This window comes from Paenibacillus crassostreae (genome assembly GCF_001857945.1).
In the GTDB taxonomy this organism is placed as follows: domain Bacteria; phylum Bacillota; class Bacilli; order Paenibacillales; family Paenibacillaceae; genus Paenibacillus_AQ; species Paenibacillus_AQ crassostreae.
In genome coordinates this window covers 1,737,429-1,758,549 of record NZ_CP017770.1, presented here as the reverse complement: position 1 = coordinate 1,758,549, position 21,121 = coordinate 1,737,429, and the positions used below count along the sequence as shown (strand labels likewise).

The window sequence follows — 21,121 nt, the reverse complement described above, 5'->3', positions numbered from 1 at the left end:
TATTCAGGGAGGATGCGAATGCGGAGACACTCTATTAGGGGATTTACTCATATCATTAATGATATTCCATTGAAATACAAATTCCTATTAATCTACTTATTGTGTGTGCTGATTCCCATTATTGCGATTAACATTCTCTTCTATAAGCAAATTTCACAGAACATTCTACTTCGTGAAGAGGAGAACATTGCGATCTCAATGAATCGAGCCACGAAGGAAGTGACAAGGATGTTCGAAGATTTAGTTAGTCTAAGCCATACAATCTCTATTGATAGAACACTATATGAGGCAATAGACCGGACTTATGCAACCCCAGTAGAATTCTATGAGGCCAATAATCTTATCTTGCGGAACAAATTAAATGTACATTTGTCAGTTCACCCCAATCTGCAGGAACTAGGCATATTTACGAATAACGACACCATTGCAAGTGGTGGTGAATATTTCTATGTAGATACCAACCTGAGAAGTACCTCATGGTATAAGAAGATTCAATCCTCTACCGATCAAGTCATTGTATATGCTTATATTAATGGAGTATCCCTATCTCTGAACAAACCAACTAGACAGATTAGTATTATGTATAAACTTGATAACTTTAGAGATCTACGAACCTATAATAAGCATTTAAAAATTGACCTCAAGATGGATAAATTAAGTGAGATTCTGAGTAGCGAGCGGGATTATTTAGAATTTCAATTGATCGATAATCACAATCGTGTTGTGCTGACAAGTCAACAGGAAGATAAGATGGCTTCTTCTGAAATGCTATCAATAAGCGGGGATATAGGTGATGAGAAGGTTCGCTTTGAGAGAAATTTAGGGGTGGCTACTTATATGAAGGGTTGGAAATTAATCGGAACTTCGAATCATCATAAAGTAACAGATCTGGTGAACCAATCAAGAAGCTTTATGATTACAATGATGATGATCAGTACATTAATACCGACGCTTCTAATCATCATTATGTTGAAATCTTATCATTTCCGAATGAAGAGCTTGTCTAGGCATATGGGAAAGGTCAGAATGGGTGTGTTTGATCCAGTGATTTTAGCCGAAAGTAAAGATGAGATGGGTGGACTGATTCATAGCTATAATCTGATGATAGGGAAAATTAACTCGCTGATTAACGATGTATATAAATTAGAGATTCAGAAGAAAGATTTAGAACTTGAACGGATTCGTGCTGAGCTTAATGTATTGCAGAGTCAGTTGAATCCCCACTTTTTGTTTAATACGTTGAATGCTTTGTTGGTGGTTAGTACGAAGAATGGTTATACCGAGGTTGTAAATGTTATTAAGGACCTGTCATTAATTCTTCGCCGTTTGTTAAGTTGGTCAGATGATCTTGTAACATTGCAAGAAGAAACTCGGTTTACTGATATGTATTTACAAATTGAGAAGTTTCGTTTTATGGAACATTTTGACTACACAATGACGATTGATGAGTCGGCATTATTATACAAGATACCGAAGATGAGCATTCAACCGTTAGTGGAGAATGCATGTAAGCATGGATTTCAAGCGCGAAAAGGGATCCGGAATATTGAGGTCACAGCACATGTAACTAGTGACCAGTTAATTGTAACTGTAGAGGATAACGGTATGGGGATGGATGAGCATAGAATTCAAGAGGTCATAGAGTCTATCTCAAAAATTGACTATTCTGGTGCACATGTAGGGATTCGTAATGTATATAAAAGACTTGAACTCTACTATGACGGATGTGTAGAATTCCGGATTGAGAGTCAATTAGGACGGGGTACAAGGGTAGAATTTACGATTCCACTTAGTCAGATCAAGAAAGAGGACATGAATGAGGATGATCGGACCTAAATTTATGGGGGGTAGACCTATAGTTTGCAAATGGTAAAGAGGAATAGATCATTTATAATAGGTATTGCAAGCGTTTACATTATGATTTAGGGGGTTAGTTAATGGGCGTTACGAGGAAAAGATCGTTAACGACAGTGTTGATTTGTATGATGATATTTAGTGTCGTCATGATGGGATGTAGTAGTAACAACAACGCATCAAATACTAACACACCAGGGACTAACACAATAAGCAATGATACACCAAGCACAGACACTCCAAGTACGGACACTAACACCGAGGAAAAGTTGGAGCCAATTACGATCTCAGTATATAATGGCGCTCCAGGCCAGACTGCACCAGAGAGTAATAAAATCTACAAGAAGATTAAGGATGAACTCGGAGTTACCCTCGAAATGGAGTTTCTTGTAGGGGATAATGAGCAAAAACTGGGCGTGATGATCGCAGGTGGTGAATACCCAGATTTAATTACAGCAGATACGAAGTTAGTTGGAGCAGGTGCAGTCATTCCTTTGGAAGATTTGCTTGAAGAACATGCCCCGAAATTGCTGGAACATTATAAACCTTACTTAAAAAGAATGAAAGACTCTAGTGATGGTCATATTTATTGGTTGCCGAACTATGGTGTTTATACTGGGGCATTTAATGAAACTTGGTATGGGGGCCCAGCTTTCTGGATTCAGAAGGCAGTTCTCAAGGAATTTGGATATCCAAAAGTGAAGACATTGGATGAATATTTCGCTCTCATTCAGCAATACCAAGAAAAGTATCCAGAAATTGATGGACAACCGACGATTGGATTCTCAACTCTAGCATTTGATTGGCGGACTTTCGGTCTCAAGAATGCACCGCAGCATTTAGCTGGATATCCGAACGATGGTGGCGTGACGGTAGACAATAATGTAGCCAAGATTTTTGCAGATAAACAAATCGCGAAAGATTATTATAAGAAGTTAAATGATATTAATGCGTTGGGATTGATGGATAAAGAAGCATTTGCTCAGAATTATGATCAGTATTTAGCGAAAGTAGCTAGTGGTCGTATTCTCGGAATGTTCGATCAACACTGGAACTTCCAATCTGCTGAGGATTCACTGACAACACAAAAAAAGGATGATCGTACTTATGTAGGAATTCCTTTAGTTTATGATGATAGTATTACGGACTGGTATCGTGATCGTCCACCTATCAATCTAAATAATGGTTACGGTATTAGTGTGAATGCTAAGGATCCAGTTCGGATCATCAAGTTCTTAGAAGCCATGATGGATGAGGAGTGGCAGAAGACGTTACAATGGGGAATCGAAGGTGATGATTACCTAGTAGACGCAGAAGGAATGTTCTATAGAACGCAGGAGATGCGTGATCAACAAGTAGATCCAGCGTGGAAACTAGCTAATCGTGCACAATATCTTTTGGAATATATCCCTAAAATTCAAGGATCGTTTAGCGATGGGAATGCGAATACTCCAGGTTCACAATTGAAAGAATTTACAGATGGCCTGAAACCGCTGGATAAGGAAATCCTAGATGCGTACGGACATGGGATGTGGACTGATTTCTTTTCCGCACCTCCAGAGAATCCTATTCACTATGCAGCTTGGCAGATCGATCTGATTGAAGGATCTGAAGCGAGTGTAGCAGATACGAAGATCAATGATCTTTCATTGAAGCATTTACCAAAGGCCATCTTATCTAAGCCTGATGAATTTGATAAGGTTTGGAATGAGTATGTAGAGGAACTTGGTAAAGCTAATATTGAAGCTTATGAAGCACGAGTGAATGAACAGATTCAGTGGCGTGTTGAAAATTGGAGTGAATAAGCAGGAAAAATATGGATCAGGAAGGTATGATGCAAATTGCTTCATACCTTTCTTTTTAAAAAGAAATGGAGGGAGAGCATGTCTGAAATTGATATACCCGTATCGAACCCTAATGAAGTATCTAAGAAAAGCACTCTCATAAGCCCGAAAAAGAAAGGTTGGAGAGTGATTCGTGATCAGAAACAATTGATGTTCATGTCTGTACCCGTTATTTTATACATTATTTTGTTCTCTTATATTCCCATATGGGGATGGTCAATGGCGTTTCAGGATTTCAAACCAGCGAAAGCTTTCACGGAGCAGACTTGGGTAGGATTTAAGCATTTCAGCTTCCTATTTACAGATGAGACCTTCTTACGAGTATTACGAAATACACTAGCTATGAGTATGATTAATATGGCCCTTGGATTCGTGACAGCGATTGTATTCGCTATATTACTCAATGAGATTAAATCTAAATTTTTCAAGAAAACAGTGCAGACCGTTTCGTATTTACCACACTTTCTCTCTTGGATTATTGTAACGGGGCTTGTCGCTAACTCATTAGCTATTGAAGATGGTATCGTGAATGTCTTATTAATGAAGTTAGGTTTTGTAGATAGTCCAATTATGTGGTTAAATGAAGGGAAATATTTCTGGGGTATTGTCGCATCATCTCACGTCTGGAAGGAAGTGGGTTGGAATGCGATCATTTATCTTGCTGCTATTACGTCGATTAGTCCAGAACTTTATGAAGCAGCAGATATTGATGGGGCGAATCGTTACCAGAAAATGTTACATATTACGTTGCCAGGTATTAAGTCCATTATTGTCATTCTATTAATTATGAACTTAGGCTGGATTCTAGAAGCTGGATTTGAAGTTCAATATTTATTAGGTAATGGTCTCGTCGTCGATTGGTCAGAAACGATTGATATTTTCGTACTGAAATATGGACTTCGAATAGGTAACTATTCACTTGCCACAGCAGCCGGAATATTTAAGACCATCGTCAGTATCACCCTCATCTTTGCTGCGAATTCAATCGCCAAACGTCTTGGCGAAGAGAGATTGATCTGAGGAGGTCTAATGTTATGCTAAGAAAATCTAATAATTCTGGTAGCCTAGAGCCGGTTATTTTCCATACACTGAATACGGTATTTATGATTATATTAGCGGTTGTAACCCTGTACCCGTTCTTAAACACCCTTGCAGTATCATTTAATTCTGGGGTTGATACAGTTCGTGGAGGCATCTATTTATGGCCTAGATCTTGGACGTTACAGAACTATCGAGCCGTATTCATCACAGGTACTGTTCTAAATGCATTCTGGATATCAGTTGCTAGAACAATCATCGCGACGTTGCTTAGCGTTCTACTAACTTCTATGCTTGCGTACGTGCTTAGTAGAGGAGAGTTTTATTTCAGAAAGTCATTCACGTTAATAGTGGTCATGACGATGTATTTCAATGCAGGATTGATTCCCTATTATTTCTTGATTAAAGATTTACATTTGCTGAATTCATTCTATGTATATATTATACCGGGATTGGTTAGTGGATTTAATCTAATCGTCATTCGGACGTATATACGAACATTATCCGATAGTCTGATTGAGTCTGCTAAAATTGATGGAGCTGGAGAATTTAGAATCTTTCTGCAAATTATTCTTCCATTATGTAAACCAGTACTCGCTACAATTGCCTTATTTGTCGCTGTAGGTCAATGGAATGCATGGTTCGATACATTCTTGTTTGCATCTTCTAAGCAGAATTTAAGTACATTGCAATATGAATTAATGAAGTTATTGTCATCAACAATGAATTCGAATAGTAATCCTGGGATGGTCGCAGGGATGGATCAAGATTCAGCACGAAATATGATAACACCAATCTCTATTCGTGCAGCCATAACGATCGTTGCAGCTGTGCCTATTCTAGTTGTGTATCCTTTTATGCAGAAATACTTTGTGGCTGGTCTGCAAGTGGGTGGTGTTAAGGAGTAAGAAGTTATTTCCATTTTTGAAATAAATATAAGGATCTCCTTTTGGTTAAGGAGATCCTTTTTCTATTGTGCTAGGCTTATAAGTGGAATGTCCGTAGAAGAATTTAAAGGGAGAGTGAGACGCTGTTTATTTTTAAAATAAACGATTTCTTTAAATCCAATCTCTATAGCAAGTTGAATGGCTTCATCCAACATCGTTCCTATTTCATCTGGAAAGTGAGCATCGGAGGACAGGGTGATCGCAACGTCATAATCTTTCAGAATCGTTAAGAATGAAGCGCTAGGGCATATTTCCATATTTGGATGCTGATAGACTAGACCTGTATTTATTTCTGTAGCGACTTGTGTAACATTTAGGGCAGCGGCTATCTCATGGTAATGTACCAATAATTCATCTTCTGGAGGACGGTTATTGAATACCTTGATATGATCCAAGTGCGCCATAAATTGAAAAATACCACTATGGATTGCTTCTATAACCGTTTGATAATATTGTCTGTAAAGTGTTGAGGGATCTTCATTAGTAAATGGGCTCTGTGGATCAAGGTGATTAAACCTCAAGCCATTGTGGCAATGAACAGAACCAATGATATAATCTAGCTGGTAGGGTTGAAGAAGCGCTTTAAGTGTATCCTTGCTCCCAGGGAAATAATCCGCTTCAACTCCAATAGATAATTCGTCGTAGAACCTTGCGGCATTCCGCATTCCAGATAAATAATCATCGATGGAATTCGTACATACGAGATCTAACCATTCCCGTTGTATTCTACCTAACGGACTGTCATCTAATACCATAAATTGTTCATAATAAGCTTTAAACTCATAGAAGCGGTATAAATGATCTACAACACCGAACTTTTGAATCCCCTTCTTGCGACCTTGTTCAAGATATCTTGTGACCCAGTCTTCAGAATAACAACCTTCCTTCATTCTGCGAGCTAGGCTTCTTGTGATATGTTCGATCCAAGATCGAGAGTTACGCTCTGTATGATTTGAATGATTCCGTGAAGTTCGCTCCAAAGCTAATCCTGTTCGATTAAGCCATGCCAGAGAATAGGACCCTTCTTCTAAATGAAAGTGGAAATCAATTTTCAAAATATAGCCTCCTATATTTTAATATGAATCAATTTTATAATTAAACAAATTTATGGACTTGAAGAACATTGTTGTTAAATTATTGTATCAATGAAACATTAGCTGTAACTTCAACAAATGTAAAAATGATGTTAAATCAGAAGTGTAATAGGATAGTGTAAATTTACTAAATAAAAGCTATAATTTTTATAGATGTTTTTCCTTTCAGGATATCAAAGGAGCATAAAGTATGAAGAAGTTAACTATTGAAGATGTTGCCCTACAAGCAGGAGTTTCTAAGAGTACAGTGTCTCAGTTCCTAAATAAAAGATATAAATATATGAGCGAATCCACAAAAGCGCGGATTGAAGAGGTTATTAAAGAGCTGAATTACCAACCTAATGGTCTGGCTAGAAGTTTGAAAAGTAATCGCACTCATATGGTTGGAGTCATTGTAGCGAATATAGACTATACTCTTTCGATCCAGTGTATCCGAGCGATTGAGAGCGAGTTACAATTACATGGAATTCAGGTCATTATCTGTAATGCAGATGAGAATCCAGACAAAGAGAGTAAGTATATTGAAATGCTGCTTGCTCGACAGGTCGATGGATTAATTATATTTCCAACGGGGAAGAATGCTTCTTCGTACAGTCGCCTGATTGAACAGAATTTTCCGATTGTCTTTCTGGATCGACTTGTTGAACAAGTCACGACACATAGTCTACTTCTAGATAATGAAATGGCTGTCAAGATCGCGATTCAAGAGCTAACACAACATCAACATGAGCGAATCGCGCTTATTACATTGCCTCACGAGACACATCGGATCACGCCTAGGGTGGAAAGATTGAGTGGGTATAAGCGGGCACTGGAGGATAATGGACTCGAAATTAGAGATGAGTATATTCGAAGTGTACCTAAGGAAGAGGTTCAGGAGATGCTGGATAAATTACTTCATTTACAGCACCCACCTACAGCAATTCTTGCAGGGAATGATGTTGTACTCGCGGAGATGTTGAAATACTGTAGTACGCATAACCTTCAAATTCCAGAGGATATCTCGGTGATTGGTATTGATGATGCTGACTTCGCTCATATTTACAATCCTAATATTACTACTATTGGTCAACCAACACATGATATGGGCAAACAGGCAGCGAGAATATTGCTTCAATGTATTGAAGAACCGGGAGAGTCTGTCCCGATTATTTATCGATTTGTACCTGAATTACATAGGGGAAAGTCAGTTAGAACAATAACTAGGATATAACACACAAAAAGTGCTTGAGCAGGTTAATTCTGCTTAAGCACTTTTTCCAAAAATATAGATTGATTATTTCATGAATGATTCCAATTTGTCCCGAGTAGGTAAGCCGTCCATATCCCCAGGTGACATGACCGCAAGAGCACCGATGGCATTCCCACGTCGGGTAGCTTCCTCTAGTGAAAGTCCATCAAGAAGTGCACTGATCACACCAACGGCAAATCCATCTCCCGCACCAACGGTATCAACAACATGAGTAACAGGGAAACCTTTAACGTACCCTGCTTGTTCTACTGTTTGATAATAGGCTCCCTCTGCCCCCAATTTAATGACAACAACGGATATACCTCGATCTAGATAAAAGGAAGCGATATCCTCAGGTGTCTCATAACCAGTTAAGATTCTCCCCTCATTAATTCCTGGTAGGAACCAATCACAGTTAGAGGATAAGTCATTAATCGTCTTCACCATAGTTGAGGTATCAGGCCATAATTTCGGGCGTAGATTGGGGTCGAAGGAGATTGTCTTGTCCTTGTCTTTCATGAATTTCATGGCATGGACAGCAAATTCATGACATTCCTGAGATAACGCCACCGATATGCTCGTCATATGCATATGTCTAGCGGATGAGAAATAATCAGCATCGAAATCAGATACGTTCAATTTGGAAGCTGCAGAACTTTTTCTGAAATATTCAACGATCGGATCACCTGTTATGACTTTGGATTTCACGAGCATTCCAGTAGAATATTGTTCTGTAAAGGTCATGCTACGTGTATCTATTTTCTCTTTCTTCAGAGCTTCTACGATGAATTTTCCGAAGTTGTCCTCACCTAGCTTGGTTACGAGTCCCGCATTCAATCCTAGCCGTGACAATCCTACCGCAACATTCGTCTCTGCTCCTGCGAGAGCTTTGGAGAATGAAAAAATCTCATGTAAAGGTCCAGGTTCATTAGCATAGAACATCGCCATAGGCTCTCCAAAAGTAACTACATCTAAATGGTTGTTCATCATAAATACCTCCTTAATAATGTGTGAGTTCACATATCAAACTATTTACTTAGAAATTATCACATAAAACGGTTTTTAACAATAATAAGTTATATTTCTATTGACTGATCACGTTGAAATAATTAGAATTTCATGTATAATAACAAAATTATTTTATCAAGTTTACTAAACTTTTTATTAAAAAGGAGAATGAATAAAATGAAGAAGATCAAAGTGTTACAGAATATTTCAGCGGTAGGCGTAGTTGCTGTTATTAGAGCTGATACTCCTGAAGCGGCTATTCGGATGTCTGAAGCTTGTATTGAAGGTGGACTTAATAATATCGAAGTAACTTTTACAACACCCGATGCAGATCATGCGATCAAGATTCTTGCTCGGAAATATGGTGATAAAGCAGTTATTGGAGCGGGTACCGTACTCGATCCATTAACAGCAAGAATTGCTATCTTGGCAGGTGCTGAGTTTGTCGTGAGTCCTTCTTTTGAAGAAGAGACAGCTAAAATGTGTAACTTGTATAGCATACCTTATATGCCAGGTTGTCTGACCTTAAATGAAATGAAGGAAGCGTTGAAGTTGGGCGTAGATGTACTGAAGTTATTTCCGGGTAGTGCATTCGGGCCGGATTTCATTAAGGCTGTTAAAGGACCGATGCCTCATGTGCAGATTATGCCTACGGGTGGCGTGGATCTGAATAATATGGAACAGTGGATTCGTAATGGAAGCATCGCAGTCGGTATCGGTGGAAATTTAACGGCTCCAGCCAAAGACAATCGCTATGACCTTATTACAGAATTAGCTGCACAATATGTTGCTAAATTTCAGGAGATTACTCAGCAATAAACAACTAATTTGCCAATTAGCTATATGAAAGAGTCATCCTTCTTAATCTACTTGATTCTGGAGGGTGGATTTTTCTGTTCATAATAAGCAGACCACGAAGAGTTCGTGGTATATTAATAGGAGTGATTTACAAATTTCTACGAAATGGATGGTTGTGAGATGGCATCATTCCAGATGAACGAGTATGTTAATGAAACAGTTAGGGCGTATCAAGCGAAGGATGAGGATGCACAGGATATCATGGATATTCTGTTAGGCATAGCAAGATGGCTTAAGAGCAAGGGTTCTAGGCAATGGGAAGGTCTATTACATGGTGAAGATAGCCATGATATGATTGGCTCAATTTCAAAAGGTGAGGTATTTGTTTTTAAAGAAAATGGAGTTTGTGTGGGAATTGTCATTCTGAAGCAGCAAGCTAGTCCATGGGATATAAATTTATGGGGTGAGCATGAGGCGCATCTCGATAACTCTGTATATGTACATAGACTTGCGGTTAGTCGTGGATATGGTGGACAGGGTCTAGGAAAAGAAATCATGCTTTGGGTGCAACAGGGTATTCAATTCAAAGACAAGGATGTTATTCGGCTGGACTGTATAGCCAATAACGAACTATTAAATAGTTTTTACCTACAATGTGGTTTTAGCTATAAGGGTGAAGTCGAAGGTTTTAGCAAATATGAGAAATGGTTACCAATGTAACCATACATCAATCCATGACAAAAACCTACAAAATATGATACTCTTAAGCTTAAGATGTTAGAGTGACGTCTGCAATGACATGTGCAGGCTTATTTTTTATGGATAAGGAGAGTGACAGGCGGATTGAATATGTTTAGGCAATTTATGAAAGCATCAAGAGCTTCGATTATTATGGTAATGTTGATTCCTGTTGCATTAGGTGCACTAGGAGCTTATATGTGGGACGGTGTATTTCATATTGGACTATTGTTGTTAACACTCTTAGGATCAGCACTGGCACATTTATTCTCAAATATGATTAACGATCTATGGGATTATAAGAATGGGGCCGATTCTAATGTAGAAGAGGGGATAGATGCGATAACTAGCCACTCAGGTTTTCTGACAAACGGGATGTGGAGTGTACGTACTTACACGTTCGTAACTTGGTTGTTATTTGGTATCGCTATTTGTTGTGGTATCATCTTGAGTTTCTTTAGTGGTTGGTGGGCATTCGTACTAGGATTATTAGGTGGGATGATTGCTTATTTCTATGTGGCACCTCCGCTGAAGCTTGGTTATCGGGGAAAAGGGTTGGGTGAAGTAGCTATTATCCTTTCGTTTGGTGTGTTACCTGTAATGGGATCTTATTATGTTCAGACAGCTCATATGGATGTTCGTGCGCTACTATTATCGTTACCGATCGGACTACTGACGACTCTTATTTTATTTAATCACCATTTCTTACATTGGCAATTGGATCGCCAAGCAGGCAAAAAGACGTTAATTGTCGTATGGGGTGAAGCAAAGGCACTTCGCTTCTCTAAAATACTACTTTTATTAGCGGCGCTATCGCTCGTTGTATGCACTATCGTAGGTGTGTTGCCTTATTATTCATTGATTGCATGTTTAGCTTTAATTCCGTTGTATCGTGTATATGGTGGGTTGAAGGAACATAATAAATCACAAGCATATCTACCTTTAATGGGAGGTTCCTTGCAAGCGACCGTACGCTTCGGAGCCATACTCATCCTGATCATGATTATTCAAGGTCTAATGTTCTGATTATTAAGATGTTAATATATTGAAGAAAGAGGGATTTAAGATGGAACAACAGCGTGTGATTGGTGATTTTCATACCATTTTAGATGAAGGGAAAGTGTGGAAAATAGGTGGGTTCCCACTTCCTGACGGAACATTCTGGGAGTATCGCGAGCCAGATGCAGTTGTGATCGTACGCAATGGAATTCTGTATGCTCGCGCAACATTAAGTCGTCAGAATAATCATATCCAAATTCTAGATAATGCTAAACATATGTACTATTCGGTAGATCCCGTCGAAGTACCTGAAGCAGGCGAAGTAAGTTTTGAACTTCAAATTCGTGCACGTTCACAGAATACAGCTCCTGGAGATTTATATGATGGATATGTATCTGTTAATTTGCTGGATTTCACAACAGGAGCAGCGCTTGATTTCTTTGCTGGAAATGATAAATATGCAAGTGTATATGCCGTGCTACCTTTTCCAGGTGTAGAGGTTCCTCCATCTGACAAGACACGATACTTCTGTGTGTTCAAAGAAGATACGAACTTTAAGGCGAGAGAATTCAACACATATAAAATAACGTATAATCGCGCTAAAGATGAAGCAGTATTCTATCTAAATGGGGTAGAGATCAGACGGGAGAAGAACATTCCGATCAAGTTCAATCAGTTCACGATTGCGCTTGGGATGATGACTGAGAAGGACCTATCGCCAGAAGGCAGCGTATCTGTTCATGGACAGACTATTATTGCGGAGTGGTCACCGGTTACTGTGACTACGATTGAGGGATCAAAAGATGTTAAAGTATCGAATGAAGTGGAAGTTACGGAATAGATGGGTTGTATATTTAAATGAAGACAAGAGCTGTTCGCAGATGTGGTTACACACGTTGCGGACAGCTCTTGTTGCTTAAAAAAAGCATAAATTTTACTTGAATCAATTTCATAATCGCCGATGCATCTAAATCGATTTTCGTAATTATGAAATTGATTCTTGATACTCTATTTCTTATATTCGGGTAGCTCATCTAACGTAAGGACATAAGGATGATTGTATACTTGCTGGATATGTTCTTTGTTATTCTGTATCCCATCATTAATGAACTCTCCCTCCCACGTGCAGAACCAACTCCAATCACTCTGATATTCTTGAAGAAGATCAGGATCAGGTATTGGCCCATTCTCCGTTAGAGCAACCAACTTCCGGTCTTGGACAAGTTCTACGAGTTGATCATAGCGGTGGTTAATAGGACTATAATCTCCTGCTAAAGGATAAGAATCGATACTGATAATATCGACGACATCATCTCCAGGATACCACTCTGGTGATTCTGAATTCCAAATCCAGATGAGATTGTTGAGTTGATGGACATTAGTTAAGCGATCATAGAGTAGACGATAGAGTTTTTTAGCAGGCTCAGGACCTTTAGCTCCCCACCAGAACCACCCCCCTTCAGCCTCATGTAAAGGTCTCCAAAGGACAGGGATGTTAGCCTCTTGAAGACGTTTTAATTGTATGGCGATCACATCGATGTCGTTTAGGATCATCTTATAATCCTCTGAATCGGGATTCGCTAAAGCTTGCTCTATATCGAATGTTGTTCCTTCTGTATAGAAGCCCTTATACCAAGGTTGTTCAACCGAATCAATCAGGTCTTTAGGTGCGTTCCAATGCCATGCGAGTGTTGTGATTCCACCGAGTTCATCCCACTGAAGGATATTCTCAACTTCCTTCGAGTTTGAACCATGTGCAACACGGGTTGGAGAGTATTCGATTAAATCGAATCCGACCACCGCAGGAAGCTTACCATATTCAGCCTTTAGTTCCAGCGCTTCAATAAGATTCTGCTGTCCAGATAGTATGTTCTTTCCATAGTGATCTAGTAAAAATTTATGTAGTGTGAGTGCTTCTTTAGTTGCGTTAGGGTTAACAAGTTCATTCTTCACTTGATGTTTTGATTTGGGAGCGACCTTTTGAATTTTGACATAATCGATATCATACCAGCCCCATCCAGTCGTGAAGGTGAAGGTATTATCACCTTCTAGTAATTTAACTCTTCCATACTTCAACTCAGTAAATCCTGTCGTAGGTACTAATTTAACATCAGCAAATGGTTGTCCATTAAGCGAGAGGTTGCTCTGTTTATCACCATTTGGGCCGTTATACCCGATCCAGAGTTGATACATTCCCTCTTCAGGAGCATGTAGCTTTACAGATAATGAATCCTCAGGTTGATCGAAGCCAGTAACATATCCATTCCCAGAGAATAGAGCAGTCTGTTGACTCTTCTCAACCCCATTGAGGACACCATCTTCTGCCTCGAAAAAGATAATAGGCTCTTCTCGGTTACTTAAGAAGTAGCTTGTAAATGCCACGGTAATAATAACTAAGCTCGTCGCCGTAAGGATGATCCATTTCTTCATAATAACCCTCCATTATAAGTATACATGTGTCTAATCATAAGCTTACAATGATATACAGTAAATGGAGAAATTAATACGGGATTTACCAATTATACGATGATAAACTGTTGAAATTACGATACAATCATGGATATAACATGATGGGTGGGTGAATAGGTAAAGTGGCAGGAACAATATTACTCGTGGAAGATGAGCTTTCCATAGGAGAGATGGTTATCACTTACTTAGAGAAGGAAGGATTTACTGTTATCCATGCGAAGGATGGGGAAGAGGCATTACGGATATTTACCCTCGAGTCATTCGATCTGATTCTTCTAGACCTGATGCTTCCGAAGCTAAGTGGAATGGAATTGTTAAGAATGATTAGGGAGAAGAGCCTGATCCCGATTCTGATATTATCTGCGAAGGATGGTGAAGTAGATAAAGCGCTAGGACTTGGCTTCGGTGCAGACGACTACATAGCCAAACCATTCTCTATGATTGAACTGTCTGCTAGAGTGAACGCGGCTCTTCGAAGAGCTAATTACCATGTCAATGCCCCTGAGGATCGTAGAAGAAATATCATTGAGATCCATGAACTGATGATGGATGTAGAGAATCTAACCTGTAGTAAAAAAGGGCAGGAAATAAAATTAACTTCTAAGGAACATCAAATACTCAAACTATTCATGACTAATCCGAAAAAGGTATTTACCAAAGAACATATCTACCAAACCGTATGGGATGAACCCTATTACGGGGACGAGAATATTATTAATGTACATATGCGAAGATTGAGAGAAAAGATCGAAGACAACCCTTCGGAGCCTCAATATATTAAGACCCTGTGGGGAATCGGATATAGGCTAGGGGAGTTTTAGTATGACCATTGTATGGATAACTATCATTTTTATATTAAGTATGATTGTTGTACTTCAGTACATAGCTGCGAAGAGAAGGTCTGATGATCTGAAATATTGCTACAACAAATTAACGTCTATTATGGAGAATAAGTCTTCAGAGCAGCTAATGAGAGTAACAGATGATGTCAGCATCCAAAAACTATTAACGGCGATGAATCTGTTGTTAGATGCTAATCAAGAGTTAACAGCACATTTTACGCGAACAGAAATAGTTATGAAGCGAATGCTCGCCAACGTATCCCACGATTTAAAGACGCCATTAACCGTCGTACTCGGCACGATCGAAATGATTCTAGATGATCCTAATTTAGATCCAGAAGAACAAGAACGATTACTAAGATTGCTTCATCAAAAAGCATTAGAGATCGTTAAGATGATCCATACTTTTTTTGATCTAGCGAAGTTAGAGTCAAATGATCAAGATTTTCCGTTGACGCGTGTGAACATGAATGGTGTGTGTAAGAATAGTATTCTATCCTACTATGATGTCATTCAATCGAACTATATCCAGCCTTCCATTGACATACCAGAGTCACCAATTTACGCCTATGCTAATGAAGAAGCGTTAGATCGAATATTAAATAATTTAATAGATAATGCAATCCGCTACGGGGCCGATGGAAAAGTGATTGGCATAACTTTAAGAAGTGACGAAGCCTTTGTATACATAGATGTATGGGATCAAGGGAAGGGCATCAGTGAGCAACACCATGATCTTGTTTTTGAAAGGATGTACACCCTCGAAGACTCCAGGAATAGATCTTTTCAGGGAAGTGGACTCGGGCTCACCATAACGAAAAGATTGGTGGAACAATTGGGTGGGGAAGTCCGTCTGCATAGCAAACCATACGTGAAGACAACATTTACGGTGATACTACCACGAGCGACATATTAAGGGAGCTATTCATTCGTAAGAATTTCTTAAGAATTAAGAAACAAAAAAGAAAAGATTATGCTCTATTCTTTAGATAAGAACATTTGAAGGAGCTAAATAAATGAGTATTATCGTGAGCACGAAACATTTAACTAAATCTTTTCAAGGAAAAGAAGTCGTATCAGATGTAAGTATGAATATCTTTCAAGGAGAGATTTACGGCTTCCTCGGACCTAATGGATCAGGGAAGACGACGGTGATGAAGATGCTCCTTAATCTGGTCAAACCTACTAGTGGTGACATTGAAATTTTCGGAGAGCCCCTAACATATTCGTCCATTGAGTACCTTAAGCGGGTCGGTAGCATTATTGAATTTCCTGTCTTTTATGACAAATTGACTGCACTTGAGAATCTTGAACTGCATTGTGCTTATATGGGTTTCTATAATAAGAAGGCTCTCAAAGAAACGTTGGAACTAGTCCATTTAACTAATGTGGATCAAAAGTCTGTCCGAGACTTCTCTCTAGGAATGAAGCAGCGGTTGGGTATCGCTAGAGCTATGATCACGAGACCGGAGTTGTTAATTCTGGATGAACCCATCAATGGGTTGGATCCTAGCGGAATGAAAGATATGAGAAGTATTTTCAGTATGTTGAGTAAAGAGTATGGTATGACCTTGTTAATCTCAAGTCATCTATTGGGAGAGGTTGAAGTTATCGCGGATACGATCGGAATTATTAAGAGTGGACGATTAATCCGAGAGATTTCCATGGACACGATGAGAGGTCAGGGTACAGATTATGTTGAACTCAAGACTCCTGATTACCAGAAGGCAGCCTTTATTCTAGAGAGTAAGCTTCAACTTAGAAACTTTAAGGTCATGGATAACGCAATCATTCGTATTTACGATACAGGGATCGCTCAATCGGACATTTCAAAAACATTGATCCTAAATGATATTAACATCGAATCTATTAATAAAAGGACAGCGTCATTAGAAGAATACTTCTTAACACAAATAGAGGGGGTTGAGAATGTTGTTTAATTTGATGAAGCTTGAATTGAAGAAGAATAAATTCGGATGGTACCTTAGAGGGGTTATCCTTGCGAATGTGATTATTGTTCTAACTATGTGTTTTTTGCCTTATGTGGAGAAACTGGAGGGGGAAGGTCCCGCCTTTGTAGACTTAGCTGAAGCTCTATCAATCATAGGCACGATAGTTCGAGTAACATTTGTTATTTTTGCAGGTGTTCTGTATTCCAAATTAATCATTGATGAATATAAGAATAATACCATCTCACTTCTATTTACCTATCCAATCCAACGTAAGAAAGTGATCCTATCTAAAATCCTGCTGATTACTGGGATGACATTCATTGTAATCGTGGTTTCTAATGTGTTTGTAGCAGGGTCTTTTGTCATGGTTAATCATTACTTTCATTTCGTTCAAAATGATCTAGCTAGCCATTGGAGATCCTCAGAGTTCCTCAATATTGTCGTTCAGGCCATAGCCGCAACGGGGATGAGTCTTATCTCCTTATATTTTGGCATGCGAAAGAAATCAGTCCCTACTACGATTGTGTCATCGCTATTGATTATTGGATTAGTTAACTCTAACAATATGGGTCACTCTCTTAGTAATATTATCGCAATCCCGCTTTCGTTGGCTGCGATTGGTGTGATCATAGCCTACGTCACTTTTAGAAATATAGATAGAGTGGATATTGTATAAGTACGTGAAACAAGAGGCGTCTCCAGCCATATTCATGACTTGGGGACGCCTCTAGTTATATTATGATGTGCATTCTTGTAAATATCATCTAGGGTTTTTTATTAACGGTATAGCCCCACATCATCTAATATGATTGTACTAGGTACACGACTGAAATTCAGTGTAATTCTATGGATAAGAGCAGGATTGAACTTGGGATTAACCTTCTGAATCTCTTCGAAAGGTAATTCAACCGTCTGGAGGATCGCTTTCTCTGGAAGATTATATTTGCCCTTATCGAAATGTTTCTCAAGCCATTCACTCTTCGTGAATTGAGGAGTAATGATTGGTTGAAGGTTCATGAATTGAGATAAGGGAAGAGTAACGGATACACCATCACTAGTCTCTAATGCAATGTCCACGTCGGCAATCGGGAGGATATCTCCTGATGTAAGAATCTCTTCTTTAAGTGTACTTTGATCTGCGATAGATAGAGATAACCCGTCAGCTTCTGCAAATGTATCAGTCACATCCTCTTCATCCCAACTTAACGAGTAAGATGTTTCTTTGCTGTGATCTTCCGTCGTTTCTAAAAGAACACCCTTATTCTGAAGAGAGATAGACTCTTCTGTCCAGCGTATTCCATCACTTGCCTCAGCTTTGCCATCATATGAGAGAGTTGTTCGATCCTCGTCTTCATCGTATCTCGCAAGCGCCGTGAATTTCGCATCTTCGAATCTATTGAAATAGATAGAATTGGGTAGCCAATTAAGTCCTGTGCGGTAATCCCGAAACAAAGGTTCATATTCTTGAGTATCGTGTAGGACAGTTTCCAAGAAGGCAGATACATACACTTTAGCGATTTGTCTTTGATCCGATCCCGTCATCATTTGCTTGCGGTTGAGGAATAACCCTTTTGGCAAGTTTGTATCCAGCCCTCCCCATGTAGTATTGAACTGGGAATGGTTCGCGTTGGGGATATGGAGATAGGTTTTAAATCCTACATCATCAGAAGAGAAGCTAGTTCGAGTGTATTGACGTTCTCCGAAATACTCATTCAGATCACCATCACGTGCTCCTTGAAGAGCCATGTAGCTTACATTTTGAAGCTTAGCTTGCAAACCATCGACTTTTGAATCGGTTGGTGCGAGAGCGATAACAGCTTGTATAGTAAAAGTCTTATTCTGGAGGTCTTCTTTAAGTCCAGAGTCAGATTGGAACCATTGCTTCGCATCTGCAGCCATTGCCACAGCCTGTCCACCACGGGAATGGCCAATCAGAGCAATATTGTTGAAATCCACGCTCTGATAGAAGGGAGATTCAGGATCTTCTGAGAATAGTTGCATCTGCTGTATATGTTTCAGTAGTAACCATGATCGTATTTTAATATCATTGTCAGGTATACCCGACCATACGGAATAGTTCAGAAAGTTCTCATCGACGGATATCGCTACAAACCCTCTACTTGCAAGTAATTCCCCAAGATAACCATACCCATCGTCTGAATAATCTTCCATTAAATGATTACCGTGAACGATCAGTACGAGTGGGAAAGGACCTTCCCCAGTTGGCATCCAAACTCTTCCGTTAAGAGGAAGTGCCTCTTGGTTAAATCCCCAGAATAAAGTGCGCAGAAGCGGCCATTCATCAATATAGAAGGAGGCGTCTACGGATGAAGATGTCAGATCAGACTTAGGTCCATACTCCTCGCGGTGCAAATCAATGCCACTGCCATATGTGAAATACTGAGTATCGTAAGTACCTAGTTCAGATGGATTCGAGACTTGGAGTGTTGTAACTGTCGGATCTGTAATTGGTGACTCTGAGATTATATCTGATCTCTCTATAGAATTAGAAATGATACTGGTACAAAGGATGATAGATAATAGGATTGTTACAATCCATTTGGTACGACTCCTCACTTGTTGGCTAACTAACAGTGCAATCCAACAACCTATAATTATACCTAACAAGGTGAGGAACAACGCCATTACGATGGATACAACGATACCACTACCTGGAACCCAGAATATGAAATAAAAAGCGATCAAATGAAATAAAACTCCACCTGCAAAAAGACGTGGAATACGAATTCCGATCACGGCGAGTAAGAGTGCGATCAGATGGGCTGAGCATGACAATCCTAGTGTACCTAATGTTATTATCAAGAGTATATCGAGCATAGAGCCTAAGCTAGTAGGCATGCTGAGTGCTGTTAATGCGAACATGAAACAGCCTACTGCCCAAACTCCACTTTGAGCGATTCTCCAAAAGGTTGTATCTAAGGCATATGTCGTCTTAATTCTTGATTTCATTTTTAATTTTATTCGTGAACGGTTGGAGGGTTTCAATGGTGTATATAGATTAGTTTCGAGTTCCATGGGCTCTCCTCAAAAGGTTTAAATAGGTTATTGTATGAAATTGATTCGTATATCTCTTATTGTAACACGCTCATAACTTAGGTAGCGTTGTTATTTATTGAGATATAGGCACTTATGAATAAAACTATATACATCGCACACGATATAGTTTATGATAAATATATATCGTGTACGATGTATATTTATAAATATTGCTGTAAGGTGTGATTACATGATTAAAACGTCAAAACTTGATCAACAAATATGCTTCGAAGTATACAAAGCTGCTGGAAACTTTGCGAAGTTATATGCACGCACGTTGGAGCCCTTTAACTTAACATTTACACAGTATCTAGTATTACTCACGCTTTGGGAAGAAGATCATTTGCTTACTAAGGACATCGGTATTAGATTAGATCTTGGGATAGGAACGTTGAATCCGATTGTTAATCGAATGATTGATCGAGGTTGGATTGTGAAGCAACAGTCAGAGCTGGATAAGAGAGCTTCTATTATCTCGCTAACCGAGCAGGCCAAAGTGCAAGAACAGGCAATAGAAACAGCCATTATTGAGACAATCATCAGCTGTAACTATTTTGATGTAAATGCCGAGGAAATCATGATTAGTTTGAAGAATTTAAATGCATTTTTGAAACAATTAGTCTGATTGAATAGGATGAATACTGAAGGAGTGATTGAAGATGAGTATTTATGATATTGAAGTTACGAGAGCAGATGGGGCGAAATATCTAATTAATGAATACAAAGGGAAACCGATGTTGATCGTTAATACTGCAACTAAATGTGGATTGAGAAATCAATTTGATGGCTTGGAGATGTTACATAAAAAGTATAAGGATGAAGGACTGATTGTTCTTGGATTTCCTTCGGATCAATTTGGTCAAGAACTTCGCAACGGAGAAGAAGCTGAGCAATCATGTCGTCTGAGTTATGGTGTTACTTTCCCTATGCACGACATGGTGAAAGTGAACGGAAAAGAGGCACATCCGCTATTTGATTATTTGACCAGCAACAGTAAAGGTTTTCTATTAAAAAGTATTAAATGGAACTTCACGAAGTTCCTTATTGATCGAGATGGAAATGTCGTAGGAAGATACTCTCCCACAGATAGCCCAGAATCTATAGAGCAAGATATTCAACAAGTGTGTGAAGAATAGAAAAAGTCATGAAGATAGAGTCTAATATTATGTTAGTGTAAATTTGTTTATTATATTGTCCAATTTTTTCAAATGCTGTATATTATGTGTACAAAATAAATTGGTAAAGTTTGG

19 protein-coding genes are annotated in these 21,121 nt (G+C 39.0%); 15 read left to right on the top strand and 4 right to left on the bottom strand.

All coding sequences use genetic code 11. The annotated features are described in order from the left end of the window. Positions 1 to 18: 18 nt before the first annotated feature. The 4 genes from LPB68_RS08400 (at position 19) to LPB68_RS08385 (ending at position 5,644) form a co-directional block, all read left to right on the top strand. A complete protein-coding gene (locus LPB68_RS08400; RefSeq protein WP_162274307.1) occupies positions 19 to 1,836 on the top strand; it encodes a sensor histidine kinase in 1,818 nt (605 codons plus the stop codon). 101 nt (positions 1,837 to 1,937) lie between these two features. Next, on the top strand, positions 1,938 to 3,659 hold the full coding sequence (locus tag LPB68_RS08395) for an ABC transporter substrate-binding protein (RefSeq protein ID WP_068654529.1): 1,722 nt from the start codon (positions 1,938 to 1,940) through the stop codon (positions 3,657 to 3,659). Positions 3,660 to 3,737: 78 nt separating this feature from the next. Further along, positions 3,738 to 4,718, top strand: coding sequence for an ABC transporter permease (locus LPB68_RS08390; protein ID WP_068654527.1), 981 nt, complete (start codon positions 3,738 to 3,740; stop codon positions 4,716 to 4,718). 14 nt (positions 4,719 to 4,732) lie between these two features. Continuing rightward, positions 4,733 to 5,644, top strand: coding sequence for a carbohydrate ABC transporter permease (locus LPB68_RS08385; protein WP_068654525.1), 912 nt, complete (start codon positions 4,733 to 4,735; stop codon positions 5,642 to 5,644). A gap of 62 nt (positions 5,645 to 5,706) precedes the next feature. Here LPB68_RS08385 and LPB68_RS08380 read toward each other — a convergent pair whose 3' ends face one another. Next, positions 5,707 to 6,738: a PHP domain-containing protein gene (locus tag LPB68_RS08380; RefSeq protein ID WP_068654523.1), complete on the bottom strand. Its 1,032-nt coding sequence runs from the start codon at positions 6,736 to 6,738 to the stop codon at positions 5,707 to 5,709. 229 nt (positions 6,739 to 6,967) lie between these two features. Between LPB68_RS08380 and LPB68_RS08375 the strand changes: the two genes are divergently transcribed. After that, the gene (locus tag LPB68_RS08375; protein ID WP_068654521.1) at positions 6,968 to 7,990 is read left to right on the top strand and encodes a LacI family DNA-binding transcriptional regulator; all 1,023 of its coding nucleotides are present in this window, start codon (positions 6,968 to 6,970) and stop codon (positions 7,988 to 7,990) included. A gap of 63 nt (positions 7,991 to 8,053) precedes the next feature. Here the strand turns inward: LPB68_RS08375 and LPB68_RS08370 are convergent, their stop codons facing one another. Further along, a complete protein-coding gene (locus LPB68_RS08370; RefSeq protein ID WP_068654518.1) occupies positions 8,054 to 8,995 on the bottom strand; it encodes a sugar kinase in 942 nt (313 codons plus the stop codon). 198 nt (positions 8,996 to 9,193) lie between these two features. Here LPB68_RS08370 and LPB68_RS08365 point away from each other — a divergent pair, with 198 nt between their 5' ends. From LPB68_RS08365 to LPB68_RS08350, 4 genes are all read left to right on the top strand, one after another. Continuing rightward, complete coding sequence (locus LPB68_RS08365) at positions 9,194 to 9,835, top strand: bifunctional 2-keto-4-hydroxyglutarate aldolase/2-keto-3-deoxy-6-phosphogluconate aldolase (protein ID WP_068654516.1); 642 nt, start codon at positions 9,194 to 9,196, stop codon at positions 9,833 to 9,835. Between the two features lie 159 nt (positions 9,836 to 9,994). Beyond that, on the top strand, positions 9,995 to 10,534 hold the full coding sequence (locus tag LPB68_RS08360; RefSeq protein WP_068654573.1) for a GNAT family N-acetyltransferase: 540 nt from the start codon (positions 9,995 to 9,997) through the stop codon (positions 10,532 to 10,534). Between the two features lie 129 nt (positions 10,535 to 10,663). Further along, positions 10,664 to 11,578 (top strand): prenyltransferase, encoded by a 915-nt coding sequence (locus LPB68_RS08355; RefSeq protein ID WP_237087914.1) that lies wholly within the window; start codon positions 10,664 to 10,666, stop codon positions 11,576 to 11,578. A gap of 40 nt (positions 11,579 to 11,618) precedes the next feature. Then, complete coding sequence (locus LPB68_RS08350; protein WP_068654512.1) at positions 11,619 to 12,392, top strand: DUF6081 family protein; 774 nt, start codon at positions 11,619 to 11,621, stop codon at positions 12,390 to 12,392. Between the two features lie 167 nt (positions 12,393 to 12,559). On the opposite strand, the gene LPB68_RS08345 is transcribed toward LPB68_RS08350, so the two are convergent. Beyond that, positions 12,560 to 13,981: a glycosyl hydrolase gene (locus tag LPB68_RS08345; RefSeq protein ID WP_082865536.1), complete on the bottom strand. Its 1,422-nt coding sequence runs from the start codon at positions 13,979 to 13,981 to the stop codon at positions 12,560 to 12,562. A 209-nt stretch (positions 13,982 to 14,190) separates the two neighbouring features. Between LPB68_RS08345 and LPB68_RS08340 the strand changes: the two genes are divergently transcribed. The 4 genes from LPB68_RS08340 (at position 14,191) to LPB68_RS08325 (ending at position 17,490) form a co-directional block, all read left to right on the top strand. Continuing rightward, the gene (locus tag LPB68_RS08340; protein ID WP_068654569.1) at positions 14,191 to 14,841 is read left to right on the top strand and encodes a response regulator transcription factor; all 651 of its coding nucleotides are present in this window, start codon (positions 14,191 to 14,193) and stop codon (positions 14,839 to 14,841) included. Between the two features lies 1 nt (position 14,842). Beyond that, entirely contained in the window at positions 14,843 to 15,778 is a 936-nt protein-coding gene (locus tag LPB68_RS08335; protein ID WP_068654510.1) for a sensor histidine kinase, read from the top strand. A gap of 100 nt (positions 15,779 to 15,878) precedes the next feature. Next, positions 15,879 to 16,802, top strand: coding sequence for an ATP-binding cassette domain-containing protein (locus tag LPB68_RS08330; RefSeq protein ID WP_068654508.1), 924 nt, complete (start codon positions 15,879 to 15,881; stop codon positions 16,800 to 16,802). Next, the gene (locus LPB68_RS08325) at positions 16,792 to 17,490 is read left to right on the top strand and encodes an ABC transporter permease (RefSeq protein ID WP_082865534.1); all 699 of its coding nucleotides are present in this window, start codon (positions 16,792 to 16,794) and stop codon (positions 17,488 to 17,490) included. The genes LPB68_RS08330 and LPB68_RS08325 overlap by 11 nt, the downstream gene beginning before the upstream one ends. A gap of 101 nt (positions 17,491 to 17,591) precedes the next feature. Here LPB68_RS08325 and LPB68_RS08320 read toward each other — a convergent pair whose 3' ends face one another. After that, on the bottom strand, positions 17,592 to 19,850 hold the full coding sequence (locus LPB68_RS08320) for a poly(ethylene terephthalate) hydrolase family protein (protein ID WP_068654506.1): 2,259 nt from the start codon (positions 19,848 to 19,850) through the stop codon (positions 17,592 to 17,594). 211 nt (positions 19,851 to 20,061) lie between these two features. Between LPB68_RS08320 and LPB68_RS08315 the strand changes: the two genes are divergently transcribed. Further along, positions 20,062 to 20,496, top strand: coding sequence for a MarR family winged helix-turn-helix transcriptional regulator (locus LPB68_RS08315; RefSeq protein ID WP_068654504.1), 435 nt, complete (start codon positions 20,062 to 20,064; stop codon positions 20,494 to 20,496). A gap of 34 nt (positions 20,497 to 20,530) precedes the next feature. Further along, entirely contained in the window at positions 20,531 to 21,007 is a 477-nt protein-coding gene (locus tag LPB68_RS08310; protein ID WP_068654501.1) for a glutathione peroxidase, read from the top strand. Positions 21,008 to 21,121: the final 114 nt, after the last annotated feature.